Raw genomic sequence first — 20,886 nt, 5'->3', positions numbered from 1 at the left:
TGGTGACTTTTATTTTATTAAAAAACAGTTCTATTTTACAAGAAAGAACAGTCGCTTATATTAAGCTACGTACGTTTTTACTTTTTTTATTTATGCTACTAAATTCGTTTGTCGCTCATGGCGATCAAATATTTTTAAGCTCGCAAGCGCTTGTTAAAGCTTCTGATGTTGCCGTAACAGGAAGGCTAATACATAAACAAAATATAACACTTACAAACAAACAAGTTATTCGTGTGGGTGCTATTTATATCGAACAGGTATTTAAAGGGCTATCACCGAGTCAACAGAGTCTTTTAATAGAACTCCCACCTTTCACAGCTAATGGAATGTTAAAGAGTACTGATGTTGTTTTAGAAATAGGTAATGAGGGTCTCTGGTTATTAAAAAAGCACACTAATGGTCTTTATCGAGTAGAACGGCCAGACGCTTTATTACCAAAAGAAAAAGCAACCATACTATTTAAGTGATCCCCATTAGTACCCCCTACTTGGATTGGCACTAGCGTGAACTAATACTGAGCGGTACTAACACTAAGGGGGAAACTTGTTATTAAGAGGTCTCCTTGACCGCATAGTATTAATTTTAAAAGGTTCATGAAAAAGCTAAATTCATTAATGCAGTGAAACAGATGACATCGAACATTGTGCTGTTTCTTTACTTTGATAAATAGCTTGTTGGCTATCAATAATGTTTGCGTCTTTCGGTGCGAGTATTAAGGCTTGTTCAATCGTTTGTTTTGCCAATTGGTTACAGCCTATCGCATTTAATGCATAAGCATAATTATTGAGGTAAGCAGACTCTTGTGTTGCTAATTTATAACCTTGTTGATACCAAAAATTTGCTTGTTTTACATCGTGGCTTAAAAAGTAATTACCCAATAAAAAATAAGGTAGCCAATAATCTGGCCATTGCTTGGTTGCTTGGGTAAGCGCTGTTATGCCCGCTGAGCTTTTCCCTACTGAAATTAAATCTTGGGCTGCGCGCGTATAAATGAATGGCTTCAAATACTGACTGGCTTTAGTCGGGGGGAGCGCAGCTAAAAGCCAATATTTACCTCTAGCCCATGTTCTTTCAAAAACACTAAACTCAGCAACTCTATTAGCAAGGTCACCCGAATGCAGGGTAATAAGTTGTTTTTTTAAGTCATAACCGGTAACCACAGCATAATGCCACATCGGATACCAAGGCGTTGAGACATTTTGCAAAACAACAACAGGTATATCTTCGCTAACTAACGACAATAACTGAGCTAAATTACCTTCTTGTGCGTAAGCAACAAAACCAGCTTGACGAGCAGAAGCAACCATCTCAATTTGAAAGCTACCTTTTAACTTTGGAACAAATAACTCAGCCGCTAAGCTTTGTTGATCTTTTTCCACCCCATAATAATTAAAAACTTCAGACAGCGTTGCAGGACCACAAAAAAAATCTTGCTGGGGGAAGAAAGGTACGTTGTTAATTTGATGTTTAGCCGTAATGTCAGGCGGTGAAGCCAAGAGCGCCTTGCTTTGCGGTGGCGTTGCACAGCCATTAGCTAAAAACAAAAAGCTGACCAATAGGCCAGCTTTACAAAAGGTATAATTTAACACCTATAATTTAATTTATGGGTCTAATGAATGAATAAACATCAGTTATACCCATTACATCCAAAACAGCTAAAACCACTAGCACAGTGACTATAGTACCAACGACTCCGCTAGCAGCAGGCATATCGTTTAGGGTTGAATTAAAAGTATTGAGTTCTTGTTGTGTCATATTAGCCACTCGAGTTCGAGCATCGGCAACATTAACCCCCAAAGAAACTAACTTTTCTTGAACTTCTGCACCATCAAGTAAGCTTAAAACTTGTTGGGTGTTATACAAACTTTGCTGCTGTTGAATAACATTGCTTGAAGGGATAACTGCGCCAAAAGCATTTGAGATGCTAAACAACACAGTAAATATTGCACAGGATACTATTGATATTTTTTTCATGTTATTGCTCGCTTAATGATTAATAGTGATACTTGTAAAATAAAATAAGGCTAACGACTAAGCGTTAATTACTTTAGCCAGTCACAAACCGTTATATATCAAAGTATGACTCTAGCACAGATAATTGAAAACCCTAACAATGTTAGGCGACATCTTGATTTTATATAAGGTTAATCCGTTGTGCTTAGCTTAAATTTAAATAAAACAATTAGTTTGATTCAGCACAAAGTAATACTTTTCACATTTTATATAATACCCTAAACCCACTAAAACACTATTCTTATGAATCAACAGCTTATCGTTTTTTTAAAAGCATTACTCGGTAGTTGCAAAGACTTACTGCCAATAATTTTAGTGATCGCTTTTTTTCAATTTGCTGTTCTTCAACAACCCATGCCAAATATTGGTGATATTTTAGTAGGTTTAGCATTAGTTGTGCTCGGCCTGACTTTTTTTATTTATGGCCTAGAAATGGGACTATTTCCCATTGGCGAATCTATGGCACAAGCCTTTGCAAAAAAAGGCAGCATTAGTTGGTTACTTACCTTCGCTTTTTGCCTGGGCTTTGGCACCACCGTTGCCGAGCCTTCATTAATTGCTGTAGCCAAAGAAGCAGCAAGTGTGGCAGCCTCTGGTGGCATTATAAAAGATACTTTAGCCGCACAAATTTCCTATGCAAATGGACTGCGTTTTACTGTTGCATTTGCCGTAGGGCTTGCCATTGTGATTGGTGTATTACGTATTATACGTGGCTGGCCAATTCAATACCTCATATTGGGAGGCTATGTACTTGTAGTGATGATGACAATGATTGCTCCAAGTTGGATAATCGGTATTGCTTACGATTCAGGTGGCGTGACTACATCAACCATTACCGTTCCCTTAGTCACTGCACTGGGCGTTGGTTTAGCTTCTGCAATCAAAGGTAGAAACCCGATGACCGATGGTTTTGGCTTAATCGCTTTAGCTTCATTAACCCCGATGGTTTTTGTGATGATTTACGGCATGGTGATCAATTAATGGCTTTACTTTTTGAGTTTTTAATTACCTTAAAAAACACCATTATTGACGTATTGCCAATACTGTCAATTATTTTAGGTTTCCAACTATTAGTGATCCGCAAACCCATTCCACATATTAAACAAGTCGGCTTTGGTTTTATTTATGTATTAATTGGTTTAGCTTTATTTTTACTGGGTCTAGAAAAAGCCTTATTTCCATTAGGTAAAATGATGGCAACACAATTAACAGCGCCAGAATTTATCCATACTGGCGAACAGGTATTAACTCGCATTCATTGGTCAGATTACTTCTGGGTATATATTTTTGCAGCTGCAATAGGTTTTAGCACTACAATTGCTGAGCCGTCATTGATTGCTGTAGCAATAAAGGCAGAAGAAGTTTCTGGTGGAGCCATAAAGGCCAATAGTTTACGAATATCTGTGGCGATTGGTGTTGCTATCGGTATCGCCCTTGGTAGTTATCGTATCGTGGTTGGTCATCCTATTCATTACTATATTATCTCTGGTTATATCGTTGTCGTTATTCAAACTTTTTTTTGTCCTAAGCTAATTGTGCCTCTGGCTTACGACTCTGGCGGTGTAACCACATCAACAGTCACAGTCCCTTTAGTTGCCGCTTTAGGCTTAGGTTTAGCCAGTACCATTCCGGGACGTAGTCCACTGATTGATGGTTTTGGCTTAATCGCTTTTGCCAGTTTATTTCCTATTATTGCTGTAATGGCTTATGCACAATTAACCCAAGCAAAAGCCCAACAAATCGAACGAAAAAGTGAAAACAGAAAACGAATTAATATTAATAAACGCAGCTTAAGAAAAAAACAAGAGCCCTCAAAAAGCTCAAGACAAGATAAATTAAACAGGTGATCACATGCAATTCAAACTAATTGTCGCATTTGTTGACGACGGTGTAACAGACGAAGTTATGAAAGGCGCCAGAATGGCTGGAGCCACTGGCGCAACGATAATAAATAATGCTAGAGGTGAAGGTATTAAACGCCAAAGAACCTTTTTTGGTATGCAACTTGAGACACAAAGAGACGTATTACTTTTTGTCGTTGAAGAACATTTATCAAGAAAAATTCTAGAACGGATCAGTAAAATCGCAGGGTTTGACCAAGACCCGGGTAAAGGTATTGCGATTCAACTAAATGTCGAAGATGCTGTTGGCGTAGCTCATCAAGTAGAACGCTTAAAAGGCAAAGTTGAGGAAGAACTATGATCCATAAATTAGTACAAGTTAAAGATGCAATGACCACTGATAACTATCAATTTGCTGATGGCATGATGACTGTTGCTGAAGGTATTAAATTAGCAAAAAAGCATAATGTTAATGCCTTAATTATCAATAAGCGTAATCCTCAAGATGAATACGGTTTAGTGATGCTTGCTGATATTGCGAAAGAGGTCTTAGCAAAAGACCGTTCGCCCGACCGGGTAAACTTATATGAAATAATGGCAAAACCTATCTTAAGTGTTGACCCAAATATGGATGTAAGATATTGCGCTCGGTTATTTGAACGCTTTAGCATTCACTTAGCCCCCGTTGTTGCAAACAATGAAATTGTTGGCATGGTTGATTACATTAATATGGTTTTTAGCCAGGTAGAATAGCAACCCTGTTATAAAGTCTAAGGTGATGCTTTAGGCTTTATTATGAGTAAAACATCTTGGCGTTTTAAAAGAAAAATAAGCGGTGATAAAAAACACGCCCATAACGATTAATGTGCCGGTGTCTCCCTGATAAGGTGTAATAACATTAAAGTAAAAAAAAGCATTCTCTAATAAGCCAACACCCACACCGATAATAAATAAAATATAGCCACTAGACTGCCCTTTTGCTCCGATAAGTTTGGCCAACAAATAGCCTAACACAGGTATAAAAGACCAAATAAAGAAGACCACTATTGAAAATATAATGGCTGAAAAAGCAAGACTTTGCTGTGATAGAACATTAATAGCCGAGTAAAGTTTAACCAAACAATAGCCAATATATAAATACAAAAATAACATCTACAACTTCCTAAAATAACGATAACCCAATTATAATAACAAGCAGTATAAAAATTAACTTATGCTAGAACAAACAAAGACCACTTAACTATACATAATTAACTAGCAAATAATGGTTTAGCTATTGTTCAATAAATCGTTACCGTGAGCTGAGTTATCGATTAGTTTGATTAATTAAATTAATAAGTCAGTTATCACAGCTGACAATTGATTATATAAAACATTTCTCATTGACGTTTTTCGCCATAACACACCAATTTCTCGATAATAATCTTGATCTAATGGTGCAATGGTTAACCCCTCATTTTTCCCGATATTTTTCTTTACCGCCATTTCAGGCAAAAAAGTAAAACCTTGATGAAAAGCGGTCATCTGTACCAATGTTGACAAGCTTGACGCAGAAAAAGAATGAATACGCGATTTATCAGCAAGTTTACATGCCGACAAGGCATGCTCAGTAAGGCAATGTTCTGATGATAATAAGAAAATACTCTGTTCTGGTAAATGTTTATAACTGTCTGTTTGTTGAAAGGTCTCTACTAGCCTTTTATTACCTGCCATAAAAAACCTGTCTTTACCTACTAATCGACAATGAAAGTTGTTTACTGCTATTGGCAACGCTAGAATCAACACATCTATTTCACCATTATTAAGCATCTTCATTAAGTTTTCAGTAGTATCTTCACGTAAAAACAAGGCTAAATCAGGAAGTTTACTTTGGCAGGCGCGTACAAAATCGGTTAATAGGAATGGCGCAATCGTTGGAATACAACCAATACGTACGGTGCCGGTATACTCACTACCTTGTTGTTTTGCAAAGTTGACTAATTCGTTGGCCGAGACTAATAACTGTCGGGATTTTTCAACAACTTCAATGCCCTGAGTAGTAAATAAAAAAGATTTGTTGTCACGTTCAATTAATTGACAATTTAGCTGTTCTTCTAATTTTAGAATAGCGCTGCTTAAGGTTGACTGACTAACAAAGCATGCACTAGCTGCTCGATGAAAATTTTGTTCTTGGTAAAGCGCAATTAAATAGCGTAAATGTTTAAGATTCGGTAAAAACATAAGGCAAAGTCCAAAGGGTAATGACGATTAATTTATCACATCACAATTAAATAAAACGATTATGATTTAACAAACACCGAATAAGGACCCTAGGACAAAAGTATAAATTTATTGTTAACTTGTCATTTTAATCAATAAACCGAGCATAAAGTTGATGAATATTAATTCAATCCATCGATTTCTTTAATTTTTTCTAAAGATACGGTAAAGTTAGAGGATTAATTTACACCATCATATAGGAAGCAACATGTCACAAGCATCAGCACGTCATTTATTAGTAGATACAGAAGAGCAATGTTTAACGCTTAAAGCACAAATCGAAGATGGAGCAGATTTTGCGGTTGTAGCGCAGGAGCACTCAAACTGTCCTTCAAAAATGCAAGGTGGAGATTTAGGATCATTTGGCCGTGGTCAAATGGTACCAGAATTTGATGAAGTGGTTTTCACTGCTGATTTAAACACAGTTCAAGGACCAGTAAAAACGCAATTTGGTTATCATTTATTAGAAGTAACGGCTCGCTCTTAATAGTCAGCTTGCTTAAAAATCGATAAAGGAAAGGTTATCAATGGCAAAAATTATAATATTGATGCTTCTTTTATCGATTTCAAATCACTGCCAAGCTAATTCTATTGCAATTGACGCGGTAAAAGCAGATGAAAAAATAATTCGTTACCTTGCTGATAAATCTATCACTAACTTTCAAATAACTTACCAGCAACTCGAGCTTGGTGATATTTGTGGATTTGTTGGTTGCCAGTGGCGAAAACTCGTTTCTGTCGTCGTAACGTCTAGAAGTGCTAATGCACCATCAACAACCATTGTCGCGCTTGTTGAAGGCATAGTACCTAACAACCAAGAACAACCTAAGGTTACCTTTGTAACGTTAAACAATAGCCTACCCAACACGCTAACCTTTATTAATTAACGAACGCGTTAATACCTTATTAATTTGTTAGATACTTTCATTATTTTCTCGAATCTTTATTTATTTTTCCTTATATAAATCATTGCATATTTCACAAATATCACTTCGCATAAATTTTTTTAAACAATAATTTATTGATAGAGTTGTTAATTAAATATTAATAATAGATCAATTTGTTACTAAAGATGTTAAATCAATGTTACGGTTGATTTGTCAGCAAAGACTGGCTAAAAAATCCTCAAGGCCATTGGAGGACAAATTAATCAAAGGAATGAGGGAGGAAAATAAAAATATCGCTTGGCTTTTAATGCAAGTATAAATTAAGTAAAATTAGGAACACTTAATGCAAAATAATAATAAGATTTCTCAACTTTCATTCCTTATTGGCGCAGCACTTACCGCTGCAACAATGAACGCAACAGCTGTTGAAATGAGCGCCAGTTCACTGCAACAAGAAACAAACACCGGAACACCGGTTATGGCACCAACAAGCCCAAGTCCAGTGCTTGGAAATTACCCACTGGTAATCAAAAACCCTGCAGAACAAGCCTTTCAAAACATCATTTCAAATCAAAGCTCATACGGCTCAGTTGGTAATGAAAAATTTAAAGTTCGACGCCAATGGACTGATGAATTAGGTAAAAGCCATACTCACTTTGATCAAACGATTAACGGTATTAAAGTTTATGGTACAAGTATGATTATGCATACTAATTCGCCAATAAATACTTTTAACGCAAGTAACAGTGCAAGTAGCGTTTATAAAGTTACGGGTAAATTAGCCACTAATTCATTACCTTCGTTTTCAGTAATGAACAACGCTAGTGCATTAAGCAATGACTCTGCACAAGCACTGGTTGCTGCTGAAAGTGTTGGAGACGTGTTAAATATTCCTGAGCTTGCTTACGTGTACCTACCACTTTCAGAAGAAACTAAACTCGCTTATAGACTAGAAGTATCATGGGATAATGGCGGTGAAGACTTTGGTCGTGATTTTATATACTTTGATGTGAATACTTCTGAAATCTTAGCGAGAGAGCCACAAGTACATTCTGCTAAAAATTGGCGGACATACACGCTTAATGGCGGTTCGGCAAACTCGGCTCCAGGTACTTTGTTATGTACTAACACACAAAGTTGTGGCAGTAACGCCGCAGCACAACGTGCACATGATGGCGCGTCAAAAGTGTATGACTATTATCAAAGTAAATTTGGTCGCGACAGCCTTGATAACAATGGAATGACACTCGTATCTAGTGTTGATTTAGGCGTAGTTAACGCTTATTGGACGGGCTCACAAATGATGTATGGTCAAGCATCTGGTGGCATGAACGACTTTACCAGTGACTTTGATATCATAGGTCATGAATTAACACACGGTGTCACAGATAAAACGGCAAACCTAATTTATGCCAATGCATCAGGCGCCTTAAACGAAGCTTGGTCAGATATTCTTGGTATCTCAGCCGAAGCTTACCGTAATGGCACAACAAGTTCTTCATGGTTATTGGGAGATGGTTTATATAACACTCAAGGTCAGGCCTTACGTTACATGGATAATCCAACTCAAGATAATTACTCAAAAGATTGGTACCCAGAGCGCATTCCTTTTGTAAGTAACCCAAGTAATAGTAATGACCAAGGTGGTGTTCACGGTAACTCAGGTATTGCTAATTTAGCTTATGTTTTGTTGGTAGACGGTGGTACTCATCCGCGCAACAAATCAACGGCACAAGTACCCAGTATAGGTATGGCAAAGGCCGAAAAGATTTTCTATCGTGCACTTGTTACCTACATGAATCAAAATACTAATTTTGCGGGTGCAAGAGCGGCAACAGCTCAAGCCGCACAAGATTTATATGGTGCTACCGAAAAAACAGCAGTAGAAACGGCTTGGTGTGCTGTAGGTGTTGGTGCTTGTCCGACAACAGGAACACCTCCAACGGGTAATGTATTAACCAATGGTGTTGCTGCCACGAACCTAAGTGCGTCAACAAATGCAGACGTTGTTTACACGATGGAAGTTCCATCGGGCGCAACAGATATCAGCTTTTTAACAACGGGTGGTTCTGGTGATGCTGATATGTATGTTAAGTTTGGTTCAGCACCTACCGATTCAAGCTATGACTGTCGTCCTTATAAAGGCGGAAATGTAGAGTCTTGTGCAGGTACATCAACGGGTGGAACATATTATGTTCGAGTCAAAGCCTATTCAGCATTTTCGGGAGTTAGCTTAACAGGTAGTTTTACAGAAGCTGCTACAGGAAATCCTGCGCTTAATGGTTCAGAGTCGAATGTTGCTGTATCAAAAGGACAGTGGAAGCGCTTTACTCAAGTTTTACCTGCAGGTTATGCCGATCTGACTATTAGCCTTTCAGGGGGGTCTGGTGATGCTGACTTATATATTCGCCGAGGAGCACAATCAACAGCTTCTGCCTATGATTGTCGACCTTATAAAAATGGTAACAATGAAAGCTGTAGCTTTACAAACCCTGCAGCAGGTACATGGTATATAGATATATTTGGCTATAGTACAGCTTCAGGTATGACGTTAACATTGCAAGCAAATCCATAAAATTATTTATAGTCATTACTTTATAAATAATAAATAAGTTAAGACTAGCCGGTGCTTTTGGCTAGTCTTTTTTTATCCACTTATTTAGTTTTTTAAAACGAAGAGCTAAAAGAAGAAAAGTAATAAAAAGATAAATACTCGGTTCTATGATTTCAGACTTTACCGACCAATAAAAATGAATCCCAACAAGAACAACAGCTAAGTAAACCCAATTATGGAGCTTTTGCCAATTTTTACCCATTTTTTTTCTTAATAGCGAAATTGATGTTATCGCAAGCGTTAACAAAATCAATAAGCCCGCCATACCAATAGTAATATAAGGTCGTTCAAGTATTTCACTCACAAATAGTGACCAATCAAACTGCACTTCAAACACTAGGAAATTGGTTAAATGTAGGAAAGCATAAGTAAAGCTATATAAGCCTACTAAACGGCGAACTTTTAATAATATTGATATTTTAAAACGCTTACTTAAAGGCGTTATCATTAAACTTAACAACAATAAATTAAACGCACCAATACCGGTAAAGTGAATAATGGCTTCAACTGGATCAGCGCCTAGTTGATCAGTAAAAGCCAGATAATAAGCATTGGCTAGCGGTAAAAAAGCCGCGAGGTGGACAAAAACTTTAAACAAAATAACTTTATACTTCATAGAGATGATACGACTCAAGTTATTACTACAGATTAGTGGGGCAATAAAGCCCCTACTCACGATTTTACCCTGTCGCTATTTTTAAAAGTTTTTCCGTAAATCAAGGTTTCTATATAGATCGGCAACTTCCTCACCGTAGCCATTAAAAGGCAAAGTATCGATACGGTTACGCGCAAACAATCCGCCAGAAGTTAATCTTCGTTCACTGGCTTGACTCCACCTTGGATGGTCGACTTCAGGATTAACATTGGCATAAAAGCCGTATTCGTTAGGGGCTAAAATATTCCATGTTGACGCAGGAGGATGTTCAACAAATTTTATTGCAACAATCGATTTAATACTTTTAAAACCATATTTCCATGGCACCACTAAACGGATTGGCGCACCATTTTGTGCTGGTAATGTTTTGCCATAGAGACCGACACTCATTAAGGTAAGTGGGTTCATCGCCTCATCAATACGTAACCCTTCCACATAAGGGTAATCAATACCGCCGCCCATCCGTCTACTTGCTTGTCCTGGCATTTGTTCTGGGTCGTGTAAGGTTTCAAAAGCAATATACTTAGCCCGAGAGTTCGGCTGTGCCTTTTTTAATAGTTTTGATAATTCAAAGCCAACCCATGGGATAACCATTGACCAAGCTTCTACACATCGCAGCCGATAAATACGCTCTTCAAGGGCAAAACTTTTCGTTAAATCATCTAAATCTAAAGTATAAGGCTTATCACACTCACCACTTATCGTGAGCTGCCAAGGTTTAATATTGAAGTTTTGCGCATTATTAACGGGATCGTTTTTACCTATACCAAATTCATAAAAATTATTATGGCTGGTTACCTTAGCTTCAGGTGTCAGCACTTCAGTATTATTAGTAGCGTCAGCCGTGAACTTTAAAGGATAACGTTGAAAGGTGTTTTCTGGTTCTGATGAAAAAAAATCTAAACCTTGGGCGTTTACAGTGCTAGATATAGTTGAAGATAATAAAGTACCGGCACCGAAGAAACCCATTTGCTTAATAAGCTGCCTACGCTTTAAGTAAACACTTTCGTTGGTAACTTGATGTTCTTTTAGTGCAGATTTTCCAAGAGATTTAATTAACATAAAGCGACTTCTCAGGTTATTAATTAACTAACGATAAACCAATAGACCCGAGAAATAGAGAAATACTTCATTATTTATAAAATAATATTACTGTCCTATCAATTAACGGGCAAATTGATGTAAATAATCAACCACAGCAGAAGATTCATATAACCAAGTAACCTTTTGGTTTTCATCAGTGATTTTCAAACAAGGTACCGTACGTTTTCCACCTTCTTTGATTAACTCTTCACGATAATTCTCATTTTGATTAATATTACGTAATTCGATATTTAAACCATCGCGTTTTATAGAACGACGAACTTTCACACAAAAAGGACAAGCGGGTAATTGATATAAGCTCAAGTGTTGTGTGCTTGTATCTATTTCAGCTTGCAATTGAGTTGTTCTTTTTGGGCCGCTCGGTGAAAAAACAAAATTTAACAATAAGATAATACGACCAATAATCCAGCGAACAATAAACATAAATCAATTTCTCTTTATTTAAAAAAAAACACTAGACTGTCTAAAAACAGCCACCCTAATTTTGCGCGAGTTTAACATATCTACTTGGTTAACACTGCTTTCATTTCGCGCAAATGGCTATCTACCACATCATATCGTCAGGAATTTGATAATCGGCATAAGGATCGTCAGCTTCAACTAAATCACTTTCCACTTTATCATTTTGTACTAAAATAACACTAGCATCTAAAGTCGCTACTTTTGCTGCGGTTTCAGCTGTCACTAAATAACTCTGTTCGGTTAACCCACAAACCGCTAATCGTCCATTAACTAAAGCTCTATGGGTAACCACGTTAACAAATAACTTTTTAATTTTACTGTTAAAGGTGTAATTATATTCTGTTTCACCGGTAACATTTTTTATTTGATGGTGTTCGAGTATTTGTTGGATGCGTAGCATTTTTTCTTTGTTGGCGAGTTGTTGCTTTTTTTCTTCATTGAGCGCGGTGTCTTTCGCCAATTTTTCTTTTTGAGCTTTAGCTAAGTCTTGCTTTACTTGTTCTTGTAAACTTTCGTCTTTTGCTACGCCACTGCGTTTTTGTTTATTTGATTTACGCTGGCTTGTATTTGCTTGTCGCGCTTTTTGCTTAGTCGTTAAGCCTGCTTTTAATAGCTGATCTTGTAAAGATGCCATACAAACTCCTTAATTAGGTTTATCAATAGTAATTGTTGCTATTCTATCGGGAAAAATAGCAATAAAAAAGTAGCTCGGCTTTTCTTTGTACATAAACCGATAATAATCTTCTATCATTAAATGTTAACTTTATAAATAATAAGGTAATCTAGCACGTCTAAATATCCTAAATACACCACATTATGAATAGATTTAAACATATATTAATTGGTTTCTTGCTGATCTTATTTTTAGTTGTTACAAGTTTAGGTACTTGGATTTACAGCCAAATTGATAGCGCGTTACCGGTACTTGAAGGAAAGCGAACATTACTTGGCTTGAGTGATACGGCCATTGTTGAGCGCGATAGTCAGGGTATTGTCACCATAAAAGCGAAGAAACGTAACGATGTTGCAGTCGCCACAGGGTTTATACATGCCCAAGAACGTTTTTTTCAGATGGACCTACTGCGCCGTAATTCAGCAGGCGAACTCGCCAGCTTATTTGGCGAAAAAGCCTTGCCACATGATAAAGAGATCCGCCGTCATCGTTTTCGTGAGCGTGCTAGAGCCATAGTTGCACAACTTCCTGAAAAAGATTTGGCCTTATTAAAAGCCTATACCCGTGGTGTGAATCAGGGCATAAATAATTTAAGTTCACCTCCTTTTGAATATTTATTACTTCAACAAGCTCCCGTTTCTTGGCAAGAAGAAGACACCATATTAACCGTATTAAGTATGTACATGGACTTGCAATATGCGGCAGGTGACCGTGAAAGAACCTTAGGAAATATAAAAAACACCTTAGGTGAAGATGTCTTTAAATTTTTGAATCCTAAAGGCAGTATCTGGGATGCAGCCATTGATGGTAGTCAATATCCATCAAGTAAAATGCCAACACGTGCATGGCCTTCAGCCTCATCTGAACAAGATGCTTTAGCTGCTAATACGGTGCAAAATTTAGTAACAGATGTACCTGAGCAAAGGTATCAAGGTGAGGAGTTCCCAGGTTCAAACAACTGGGCGGTATCGGGGGAAATAAGTAAAACAGGAAGTGCTATTGTTGCTAACGATATGCATTTAGGAATACGCGTACCAAACACTTGGTTTCGGGCAACCTTTGAATATCAAAGCGATAACAATAAAGCCATCAAAGTAACAGGACTGACCCTCCCGGGAACACCTAATATCATTGCTGGCAGTAACGGTAATATTGCATGGGGGTTTACTAATAGTTATGGCGATTGGAGCGATATAATTATTTTAGACACCAATGCAGATAACAGCCAATACTTAACACCTGCAGGCTATCAAGACTTTACTGAGCATAAACATGTTATTGCGGTAAAAGGTCAAGACGCGCAGGAAATCATAGTCAAAGAAACAATTTGGGGGCCCGTTATAGGAACGAACAACAGCCAACAATTATTAGCTTATCGCTGGGTTGCTCATGATGTACAAGCCGTAAATCTGCACCAAACTCAACTCGAATTAGCCACTAGCGTTGATGAGGCATTTAACATTGCTAACCATGCAGGTATTCCGGCACAAAATCTAGTTGTCGGAGATAAAGCGGGAAATATTGGCTGGACAATCATGGGGCCTATTCCAAAAAAATCTTCCTCGTTTGGCGAAACACCTACACATTGGGGTGACGGTATCAATCATTGGCAGGGATATTTAAAAGCGGATCTGTATCCTAAAATTAAAAATCCACAAAATAACCGTTTATGGACCGCAAATGCTCGTGTGGTTGGCGGGGAAATGTTAGAAAAATTAGGCAACGGCGGTTATGCACTTGGTGCAAGGGCACAACAAATCAGAGAGGGATTGCTTGCAAAAGAGGTATTTTCAGAACAAAACTTACTTGATATTGCGCTGGACGACCGCGCCATTTTTTTAAAACGCTGGCAGAAATTTTTAATTGATAAAGTACTAACACCAGACGCGATTATCAATCATCCGCGTTGGCAAGCAGTGAAAGAAACCCTTAATACTGATAATTTATGTGCATGCACAGACTCGGTTGCTTATCGCCTTGTTAATAATTTTCGCTTGAATGTACGTAATGATGTTTTTAGTCTACTCAACAAAAACTTAACTCTCTTAGATAATGGCTACTCTTTTCACACCATTCGCCACCAAGTAGAAACACCGCTTTGGCAGATGATTAATGAACAACCAAGCAACTTTTTATGGTTGCCCGAAGATAACTGGCAAAAAGTTTTTGAGCGAGCACTATCTACCACCTTAACGGATATGACCCAAGACCAACCATTGGCCAAAGCGACTTGGGGACAACAGAACACCAGTAAAATACAACATCCACTTAGTAACGCTATACCCTTTATTGGTCGTTGGTTAGATATGCTGCCAATACCACTTGCTGGCGATAGCTATATGCCTCGTGTCCAAGGAAAGTCTTTTGGTGCCTCTCAACGTATGGTGGTTTCACCGGGTCATGAGGCCTCAGGAATATTACATATGCCAACCAGCCAGTCTGGCCACCCGTGGAGTCCTTATTATGGTTTAGGTCATGATGATTGGGTACAAGGAAAGCCCTCACCTTTCTTACCGGGTGAGACAAAATATACACTGACATTACTGAGCTATTAAGCTAAATTTACAACATTAAAATTAATATCTACAATATAAAAAAAGGAAAAGTATGACTATTCTTATCTGGTGTTTATTTGCAGCCACTCTATTGCCTTATTTAGCTAAAGCCCCTGTCGCAATAGCTATGAGTAAACTCGATGGTTATGACAATAACCACCCGCGTGCGCAACAAGCAAAACTAACTGGCTTTGGAGCCCGTGCACTCGCGGCTCACCAAAATGCTTTTGAATCACTGATTATTTTTGTCCCTGCGGTTTTACTCGCAATAACCACAAATACAATAACCGACAGTGTAACCTTCTTAGCAATTACCCACGTTGTCGCTCGAGTGGCTTACAACTTATTATATTTATTCAATATTGGACTACTGCGCTCAATTGTCTGGGGAGTAGCAACCGTGTCTTCTTTTGCCATTATTTGGCAATGTTTTCCACAAAGCTAAAAATCTATTTCTATTATAGATCTTTTTAATACAAGCCTTTAGCAATAAAGGCTTGAACAATTTCTTCGCCCTCGCTACAGTAATGCTATATATCCTAGCTAATAGCTTGTTTTAGTCGCCTTCATGACTTTCCTTTACTAAAACATCAGGATTCTTTCTTTTTAACCATTTTCGAAAATAATATATAGGGTGGAAGTACTGTGAGTGAAGATTTAGATCTGAATAAAATTCGTGAAAAAATAACCAAACTTGATCAGCAATTATTAGAGTTATTTGCTCAACGCCGTTCTCTCACTCTCAGTGTTGCAAAAAGTAAAGCGCATCAGATACGCCCCGTTCGCGATCAACAACGCGAGCAAGAATTATTAATACGTTTAATTAACCAAGGTAAAGTACTCGGTTTAGACGCTCACTATGTTACCAGCGTTTATCAAACAATTATTGAAGATTCAGTATTAAATCAACAAGCCTATTTACAAACATTGGCCAACCCCAATATCCAAGTGCCTACGGTTAGCGTCGCTTTTCTAGGTAATAAGGGCTCTTATAGCTATTTAGCCAGTCATAGATATTTTTCACGCCGTGCAGCAAAAATCAATGAATACGGTTGCCAAAGTTTCAAAGAAATTATGCAACAAGTCGAATCTGGCCATGTAGATTACGGTATGCTGCCCATTGAAAATACCAGTTCAGGTAGTATTAACGAAGTTTATGACGCCCTGCAACACACTAACTTGTCAATTGTTGGTGAGATAACTCAGCCTATTGAGCACTGCTTATTAACCGCAGTAAATACCCAACTCAGCAAAATAAAAACGATTTACGCGCACGGACAACCCTTTACTCAGTGCAGTAATTTTCTCGACAAACAAAAAAACATTCGCATCGAATATTGTGACAGTACCGCTGATGCAATGGCCCAAGCGTATGAGTTGCAAGACCCTACAGTCGCCGTTATTGGCAGTGAAGAAGGTGGTCATCTCTACAAGCTTCATGCTTTAGAAAAGTCGATTGCTAACCAAGCAGAAAATCACAGTCGCTTTATTTTAGTCGCTCGTAAACCTATTGATGTCGCTGAACAAATCCCGGCTAAAACGGCATTGATTTTGGCAACAGGACAAAAAGCAGGTGCCTTAGTTGATTGTCTTATTATTTTAAAAGCAAAAGGTATCAACATGTGTAAACTTGAATCTAGACCTATTCAAGGGCGACCATGGGAAGAAATGTTTTATATTGATGTTGAAGCCAATTTGAAGAGTGCTGTACTGCAAGAGGCAATTAATGAAATAACCTCAATTACCAATTTCATTAAAATATTAGGCTGTTATCCTATTGAACATATTAGCCCAACCAGTGTACCAAGTAGCGCGATAAACGCTTAGCCGTTGTCGCTTAACTTTTAAGTTAATGGCTTTGATAAAGTCTCTACGCCAGCAATATTGACCTTACTCGACCTCGTGAAAAACACAGGTCGGTAAGGTTTTAGTTCTAAGCGTTATTCAACAACGCTTTAAGAGCTGCACGATAACATCGAACAACCCGCCTTATTTCTCGCCCATTCAGGACGTTTCTCACTGTAATGATGAAGCTCAACTTGTTCATCATAAGGTTTTTCCAGAACCTTTTGTAATTCATGTAATTTACTAAAATCACCTTGCTCTGCAAGCTCAATGGCTTGTTGTGCTAAATAATTACGCAATACATATTTAGGGTTCACCTTATTCATCGCCGCTTTTCTTTGCGCTGCTGTTTTTTCGTCGTGCTCAATTCGATTAGCGTAGTTTTCTAGCCAAGAAGAAAAACTTGCTTGATGCTGAGGCGTTAACTGCTCGTCTAGATAGAAACAATCGGCAAAATGATTGACGTTATTTGCTTTAACTTTTTTGTCATAACTAAAATCAGCCAGTAAACGATAGAAAATAGTCATGTCTGTTTCTATATCACCCAACAAGCTTTCGAGTGCTAAAAACAATGTTGTGTCCGCTTTATGGTTTATATCTTCAGCCGTAATACCCAGTTTATTCGACATCATTTCATGCCACTGTTGTTGATACGTTTTACTGTAATTATTTAATATCACTTCTAGTGGCTTAGACTCTTCTATCAATGGATAGATAGCGTTCGCTAATTGAAATAAATTCCATTGTGAAATTTCACCCTGTTTGCCGAAGCTGTAACGCTTACCTTGAGCATCTGTTGTATTTGGTGTCCAAGACAAATCAAAATTATCAATCCAACCATAAGGACCATAATCAATTGTTTCACCGATTAATGACATATTGTCGGTATTCATTACGCCATGAACAAAACCAACCCGCATCCAATGCACCATCAATCGACAAGTGCGTTGGGCGATTTCATCAAACCAAGCTAAGTAACCTTGTACCGAGTCATTTTCGTGGTCATTTAATAAATGCGGAAAATCTCGTTTTATCGAATAGTCAACGAGCTGCTTTAACAAAGCCTTATCTTTACGGTAAGCCGGTAGCTCAATACTTCCAAAACGCATAAATGACGATGACACTCGACAGACAACAGCGCCTAATTCAGCTTTCGCATTACCGTTATAAAACATATCCCGAACGACACTGTCACCCGTTAACGATAAACTCAGTGCTCGGGTGGTAGGAATACCTAAATGAAACATCGCTTCTGAACATAAGAACTCTCGTACCGATGAACGTAATACCGCTAAGCCGTCAGCCGTTCGTGAAAACGGTGTTGGTCCTGCACCTTTTAGCTGGAGAACTTTATGGCCATCTAAGGGGGTATTTACTTCAGCTAAGTTAATGGCGCGGCCATCACCTAATTGTCCAGCCCAATGGCCAAACTGGTGTCCGCCATAACACATCGCATAAGGGGCAAATTCTTCAGGCACGACATTCCCCGTGAACAACTGTAAAAATTCATCACTTTTAAGCTGCTCTTCGCTTAACCCTAATATTGAGGCAACATCACGACTAGTCGTAACCAACTGTGGATTTGACGTTCTTTTAGGCGATACCCAAGAAAAAGCAGCGGCATGAACTTGGTGCGGAAAAATAGACTCTTCTAAATCTTCAGGTAACTGTGAAGAAAAGCTATTCTCAATATTGAAATCTAAGTAAGACAAAATAAGCGACTAATTGAAAAATAGAATTGAAAGGGAATTATTGACTGTCAGTTTCTATATTGCAATATTCATTTCAAACAAAAAGCTGATTTGGGCTATACCCTTGTCAGCTTTTGATTAATTAGTTATATATTCACTTATAAATATCATTAAAAATAATATCTACTCAAGTAAAAGCTAGCACTGACTATTGCAAAGCTATCGTCAGTTCAGCCTTAAAAGTGCTATGGCAAGATTGACAACCCAGTATTAATTTTTGATATTCAGCGACAATAACAACCATATTTTTTTCTTTGGCCGCTTGCTTAATTTTGATAGCGCCACCATGAACAACTTTGTCAAAACCTTTAAATGTAGCGACTTTTGATCCTAAGGCTTTCATCAATTTTTTCCGTTGCGACATTGCCGGTTTTGGGTGATTAATAATCCCCTGTGCTGCACTTTCAACAAGGCTAAAGTCTTCTAAAATAATTCCTTGTGTGATCATCTTGGTGTCAGATAACAATGCCTGCATAACCTGTTTAAACGTTACAATACTATTTTTATCGATATCTTGTTGGTAATGCTGTGCGTTCGCTGAAACACCAACGAAAAAAGCTATCACGACACTGGTAATAATCATTGTTTTTTGTATTTTATACATGGTGACTCTTATTTTATCGAAAGGTAAATGAGTAAACTAAGGTTAATAAAGGAGTTAAGTCATTATGACAATAATCGCTTTAACGTTAACCAAACAGGAAACAATCATTCATACTCGCATAAGGACAGCCAATTTACGCCAAAAATATTAAAGCACTTTAGCTTAGTTCAGTTTAACGGTAAATTTTAGCGCCAAAAATATTAAAGCGCTTTAGCTTAGTTCAGTTTAACGGTAAAATAGCCGCAAATTTTAGCGCCCTATTAGGCTTTATCTTGCAAACATTAGCCCAGCTCAATTCAGGTAAATATTCAGATATAACGCATTTAACCCTCAGTGAGAATTTAACTGAATTTCCGCAAAAAATCTTTTCATTAGCAAACTCTCTTGAAGTATTAGACTTAGCAAATAACAAATTAACGGCTTTACCCTGTGAGTTTTCTTCAATGAAGAAGTTAAAGATATTATTTTTAACTAATAATAACTTTAACAGTATTCCTGAAGTCTTAGCGGCTTGCCCACAACTAGAAATGATCAGTTTCAAGGGTAATCAATTAAGCCGAGTAGATGAAGACGTGCTGCCAATAGGAACACGTTGGTTGATATTAACTGATAATAAAATATCAGCACTACCCCATTCAATGGGCAAGCTAAGCCGTTTACAAAAATTAGCATTGGCTGGCAATCTATTACAGCAACTGCCCGATAGTATGAAGAACTGTAAAAATTTAGAATTAATGCGTCTTTCGGCTAATCAGTTAATCACACTTCCCGATTGGCTCTTTCAACTACCTAAATTGGCGTGGCTAGCTTTTTCGGGTAATAAGTTAACGCGCAGTGTTCAACCAGTGATTGATCAGATGCCAAGTATTTCACCACAAGACTTTCAACTAAAACAAAAATTAGGTGAAGGCGCATCAGGGATAATTCATCAAGCAACATGGTTAACTAAACCTATCACCATTGATTCAGATGACGATATAGCAGTAAAGATTTTTAAAGGTGAAATAACCAGTGATGGTTACCCTATTGATGAACTAAATAATTGCTTGCAAGCCGGTGAACATAAAAACTTAATCAAAGTCATTGCTAAAATCATGTCGAAAGAGCAACTTGCTTTAATTATGGAGTTAATTCCTCAGCGTTTTTATAACTTAGGTTTACCCCCTTCGTTAACAAGCTGTACTCGTGATACTTTTCCTACGTCTGCCACATTAACAACAAGTCAGATAATAAAAATAGTCCTTAGCATGGCTGATACTTTACGTCATTTACATGAAAATAAAGTCAGCCATGGTGATATCTATGCTCACAATACTATGGTCGATGAAAACGCAAATATGCTGTTTGGTGATTTTGGCGCCGCTTCTAACTTAAAGGTTTTGCCTGAAAAACAACAAAAAGCAATGCAAGCGATAGAAGTAAGAGCTTTAGGCTGTTTATTAGATGATTTATTGCCTTTGTCTGTTCATTTAGAAAACACTGAGCAATACCAAGCTCTGTTGATAATAAAAGAGCGTTGTATGCAAGCCGATACGTTTAAAAGACCTACCTTTTTCGCTATCGTTGAGCAATTAAAAGTACATGTTTAACCTGATTTTTTAATTCATATTATTAGGCGTGTAA

General features: G+C 37.7%; 22 protein-coding genes. 12 read left to right on the top strand and 10 right to left on the bottom strand.

Annotated features, from left to right (window positions below):
• Window positions 1–2: 2 nt before the first annotated feature.
• Window positions 3–467, top strand: a complete 465-nt coding sequence (locus tag H4J56_RS10230) for a hypothetical protein (RefSeq protein WP_182259282.1) — start codon at window positions 3–5, stop codon at window positions 465–467.
• 144 nt (window positions 468–611) lie between these two features.
• On the opposite strand, the gene H4J56_RS10225 is transcribed toward H4J56_RS10230, so the two are convergent.
• Both H4J56_RS10225 and H4J56_RS10220 read right to left on the bottom strand, forming a co-directional pair.
• Window positions 612–1,544: a PA2778 family cysteine peptidase gene (locus tag H4J56_RS10225; protein WP_259368181.1), complete on the bottom strand. Its 933-nt coding sequence runs from the start codon at window positions 1,542–1,544 to the stop codon at window positions 612–614.
• 52 nt (window positions 1,545–1,596) lie between these two features.
• The gene (locus H4J56_RS10220) at window positions 1,597–1,974 is read right to left on the bottom strand and encodes a PA2779 family protein (RefSeq protein ID WP_182216513.1); all 378 of its coding nucleotides are present in this window, start codon (window positions 1,972–1,974) and stop codon (window positions 1,597–1,599) included.
• Between the two features lie 282 nt (window positions 1,975–2,256).
• On the opposite strand from H4J56_RS10220, the gene H4J56_RS10215 reads away from it, so the two are divergent.
• From H4J56_RS10215 to H4J56_RS10200, 4 genes are read left to right on the top strand one after another with little or no spacing between them, the layout of a single operon-like run.
• Entirely contained in the window at window positions 2,257–2,994 is a 738-nt protein-coding gene (locus H4J56_RS10215) for a DUF1538 domain-containing protein (RefSeq protein WP_182216512.1), read from the top strand.
• Complete coding sequence (locus tag H4J56_RS10210) at window positions 2,994–3,860, top strand: DUF1538 domain-containing protein (protein WP_182216510.1); 867 nt, start codon at window positions 2,994–2,996, stop codon at window positions 3,858–3,860. The genes H4J56_RS10215 and H4J56_RS10210 overlap by 1 nt, the downstream gene beginning before the upstream one ends.
• A 4-nt stretch (window positions 3,861–3,864) precedes the next feature.
• Window positions 3,865–4,215: a P-II family nitrogen regulator gene (locus H4J56_RS10205; protein WP_070375962.1), complete on the top strand. Its 351-nt coding sequence runs from the start codon at window positions 3,865–3,867 to the stop codon at window positions 4,213–4,215.
• Window positions 4,212–4,607: a CBS domain-containing protein gene (locus tag H4J56_RS10200; RefSeq protein ID WP_182259280.1), complete on the top strand. Its 396-nt coding sequence runs from the start codon at window positions 4,212–4,214 to the stop codon at window positions 4,605–4,607. Before H4J56_RS10205 ends, H4J56_RS10200 begins: the two co-directional genes overlap by 4 nt.
• A 30-nt stretch (window positions 4,608–4,637) precedes the next feature.
• On the opposite strand, the gene H4J56_RS10195 is transcribed toward H4J56_RS10200, so the two are convergent.
• Both H4J56_RS10195 and H4J56_RS10190 read right to left on the bottom strand, forming a co-directional pair.
• Window positions 4,638–5,006 carry a hypothetical protein gene (locus tag H4J56_RS10195; RefSeq protein ID WP_182259279.1) on the bottom strand — a complete coding sequence of 123 codons (369 nt, stop codon included), beginning with the start codon at window positions 5,004–5,006 and terminating at the stop codon, window positions 4,638–4,640.
• Window positions 5,007–5,180: 174 nt separating this feature from the next.
• The gene (locus H4J56_RS10190; RefSeq protein ID WP_182259278.1) at window positions 5,181–6,074 is read right to left on the bottom strand and encodes a hydrogen peroxide-inducible genes activator; all 894 of its coding nucleotides are present in this window, start codon (window positions 6,072–6,074) and stop codon (window positions 5,181–5,183) included.
• Window positions 6,075–6,321: 247 nt separating this feature from the next.
• On the opposite strand from H4J56_RS10190, the gene H4J56_RS10185 reads away from it, so the two are divergent.
• The 3 genes from H4J56_RS10185 to H4J56_RS10175 all read left to right on the top strand — a co-directional run bounded on the left by H4J56_RS10185 (window position 6,322) and on the right by H4J56_RS10175 (window position 9,575).
• Entirely contained in the window at window positions 6,322–6,600 is a 279-nt protein-coding gene (locus H4J56_RS10185) for a peptidylprolyl isomerase (protein ID WP_070375959.1), read from the top strand.
• A 40-nt stretch (window positions 6,601–6,640) separates the two neighbouring features.
• On the top strand, window positions 6,641–7,000 hold the full coding sequence (locus tag H4J56_RS10180) for a hypothetical protein (protein WP_182259277.1): 360 nt from the start codon (window positions 6,641–6,643) through the stop codon (window positions 6,998–7,000).
• A gap of 343 nt (window positions 7,001–7,343) precedes the next feature.
• The gene (locus H4J56_RS10175; RefSeq protein WP_182259276.1) at window positions 7,344–9,575 is read left to right on the top strand and encodes a M4 family metallopeptidase; all 2,232 of its coding nucleotides are present in this window, start codon (window positions 7,344–7,346) and stop codon (window positions 9,573–9,575) included.
• A gap of 61 nt (window positions 9,576–9,636) precedes the next feature.
• Here the strand turns inward: H4J56_RS10175 and msrQ are convergent, their stop codons facing one another.
• From msrQ to H4J56_RS10155, 4 genes are all read right to left on the bottom strand, one after another.
• Complete coding sequence (msrQ, locus tag H4J56_RS10170; RefSeq protein ID WP_182221838.1) at window positions 9,637–10,230, bottom strand: protein-methionine-sulfoxide reductase heme-binding subunit MsrQ; 594 nt, start codon at window positions 10,228–10,230, stop codon at window positions 9,637–9,639.
• A gap of 81 nt (window positions 10,231–10,311) precedes the next feature.
• Complete coding sequence (gene msrP / locus H4J56_RS10165; protein ID WP_182259275.1) at window positions 10,312–11,331, bottom strand: protein-methionine-sulfoxide reductase catalytic subunit MsrP; 1,020 nt, start codon at window positions 11,329–11,331, stop codon at window positions 10,312–10,314.
• 102 nt (window positions 11,332–11,433) lie between these two features.
• Window positions 11,434–11,796: a glutaredoxin gene (locus tag H4J56_RS10160; protein WP_182216499.1), complete on the bottom strand. Its 363-nt coding sequence runs from the start codon at window positions 11,794–11,796 to the stop codon at window positions 11,434–11,436.
• 121 nt (window positions 11,797–11,917) lie between these two features.
• Complete coding sequence (locus H4J56_RS10155; protein ID WP_182259274.1) at window positions 11,918–12,469, bottom strand: DUF2058 domain-containing protein; 552 nt, start codon at window positions 12,467–12,469, stop codon at window positions 11,918–11,920.
• Window positions 12,470–12,651: 182 nt separating this feature from the next.
• Here H4J56_RS10155 and H4J56_RS10150 point away from each other — a divergent pair, with 182 nt between their 5' ends.
• The 3 genes from H4J56_RS10150 to H4J56_RS10140 all read left to right on the top strand — a co-directional run bounded on the left by H4J56_RS10150 (window position 12,652) and on the right by H4J56_RS10140 (window position 16,890).
• Window positions 12,652–15,063, top strand: coding sequence for a penicillin acylase family protein (locus H4J56_RS10150; RefSeq protein WP_182259273.1), 2,412 nt, complete (start codon window positions 12,652–12,654; stop codon window positions 15,061–15,063).
• A 52-nt stretch (window positions 15,064–15,115) separates the two neighbouring features.
• Window positions 15,116–15,508: an MAPEG family protein gene (locus tag H4J56_RS10145; protein ID WP_070375942.1), complete on the top strand. Its 393-nt coding sequence runs from the start codon at window positions 15,116–15,118 to the stop codon at window positions 15,506–15,508.
• 200 nt (window positions 15,509–15,708) lie between these two features.
• Window positions 15,709–16,890: a chorismate mutase gene (locus H4J56_RS10140; protein ID WP_146796287.1), complete on the top strand. Its 1,182-nt coding sequence runs from the start codon at window positions 15,709–15,711 to the stop codon at window positions 16,888–16,890.
• Between the two features lie 128 nt (window positions 16,891–17,018).
• Here H4J56_RS10140 and H4J56_RS10135 read toward each other — a convergent pair whose 3' ends face one another.
• Together H4J56_RS10135 and H4J56_RS10130 are read right to left on the bottom strand one after the other, a co-directional pair.
• Window positions 17,019–18,620, bottom strand: a complete 1,602-nt coding sequence (locus tag H4J56_RS10135; RefSeq protein WP_182259272.1) for a YdiU family protein — start codon at window positions 18,618–18,620, stop codon at window positions 17,019–17,021.
• A 187-nt stretch (window positions 18,621–18,807) separates the two neighbouring features.
• Complete coding sequence (locus H4J56_RS10130; protein WP_182259271.1) at window positions 18,808–19,263, bottom strand: hypothetical protein; 456 nt, start codon at window positions 19,261–19,263, stop codon at window positions 18,808–18,810.
• 272 nt (window positions 19,264–19,535) lie between these two features.
• Here H4J56_RS10130 and H4J56_RS10125 point away from each other — a divergent pair, with 272 nt between their 5' ends.
• Complete coding sequence (locus H4J56_RS10125; RefSeq protein WP_182259270.1) at window positions 19,536–20,852, top strand: leucine-rich repeat-containing protein kinase family protein; 1,317 nt, start codon at window positions 19,536–19,538, stop codon at window positions 20,850–20,852.
• The last annotated feature ends 34 nt before the right edge of the window (window positions 20,853–20,886 follow it).

This window comes from Colwellia sp. BRX8-4, assembly GCF_014077345.1.
In the GTDB taxonomy this organism is placed as follows: Bacteria; Pseudomonadota; Gammaproteobacteria; order Enterobacterales; family Alteromonadaceae; genus Colwellia_A.
The sequence above is the reverse complement of the archived record's forward strand: the minus strand, read 5'-3'. Positions and strand labels throughout refer to the sequence as shown.

Excerpts from the sequence above, each read along its gene's own strand:
- H4J56_RS10220 (WP_182216513.1), bottom strand. The coding sequence starts at position 1,974 with ATGAAAAAAATATCAATAGTATCCTGTGCAATATTTACTGTGTTGTTT.
- H4J56_RS10215 (WP_182216512.1), top strand. The coding sequence starts at position 2,257 with ATGAATCAACAGCTTATCGTTTTTTTAAAAGCATTACTCGGTAGTTGC.
- H4J56_RS10210 (WP_182216510.1), top strand. The coding sequence starts at position 2,994 with ATGGCTTTACTTTTTGAGTTTTTAATTACCTTAAAAAACACCATTATT.
- H4J56_RS10205 (WP_070375962.1), top strand. The coding sequence starts at position 3,865 with ATGCAATTCAAACTAATTGTCGCATTTGTTGACGACGGTGTAACAGAC.
- H4J56_RS10200 (WP_182259280.1), top strand. The coding sequence starts at position 4,212 with ATGATCCATAAATTAGTACAAGTTAAAGATGCAATGACCACTGATAAC.
- H4J56_RS10195 (WP_182259279.1), bottom strand. The coding sequence starts at position 5,006 with ATGTTATTTTTGTATTTATATATTGGCTATTGTTTGGTTAAACTTTAC.
- H4J56_RS10190 (WP_182259278.1), bottom strand. The coding sequence starts at position 6,074 with ATGTTTTTACCGAATCTTAAACATTTACGCTATTTAATTGCGCTTTAC.
- H4J56_RS10185 (WP_070375959.1), top strand. The coding sequence starts at position 6,322 with ATGTCACAAGCATCAGCACGTCATTTATTAGTAGATACAGAAGAGCAA.
- H4J56_RS10180 (WP_182259277.1), top strand. The coding sequence starts at position 6,641 with ATGGCAAAAATTATAATATTGATGCTTCTTTTATCGATTTCAAATCAC.
- H4J56_RS10175 (WP_182259276.1), top strand. The coding sequence starts at position 7,344 with ATGCAAAATAATAATAAGATTTCTCAACTTTCATTCCTTATTGGCGCA.
- msrQ (WP_182221838.1), bottom strand. The coding sequence starts at position 10,230 with ATGAAGTATAAAGTTATTTTGTTTAAAGTTTTTGTCCACCTCGCGGCT.
- msrP (WP_182259275.1), bottom strand. The coding sequence starts at position 11,331 with ATGTTAATTAAATCTCTTGGAAAATCTGCACTAAAAGAACATCAAGTT.
- H4J56_RS10160 (WP_182216499.1), bottom strand. The coding sequence starts at position 11,796 with ATGTTTATTGTTCGCTGGATTATTGGTCGTATTATCTTATTGTTAAAT.
- H4J56_RS10155 (WP_182259274.1), bottom strand. The coding sequence starts at position 12,469 with ATGGCATCTTTACAAGATCAGCTATTAAAAGCAGGCTTAACGACTAAG.
- H4J56_RS10150 (WP_182259273.1), top strand. The coding sequence starts at position 12,652 with ATGAATAGATTTAAACATATATTAATTGGTTTCTTGCTGATCTTATTT.
- H4J56_RS10145 (WP_070375942.1), top strand. The coding sequence starts at position 15,116 with ATGACTATTCTTATCTGGTGTTTATTTGCAGCCACTCTATTGCCTTAT.
- H4J56_RS10130 (WP_182259271.1), bottom strand. The coding sequence starts at position 19,263 with ATGTATAAAATACAAAAAACAATGATTATTACCAGTGTCGTGATAGCT.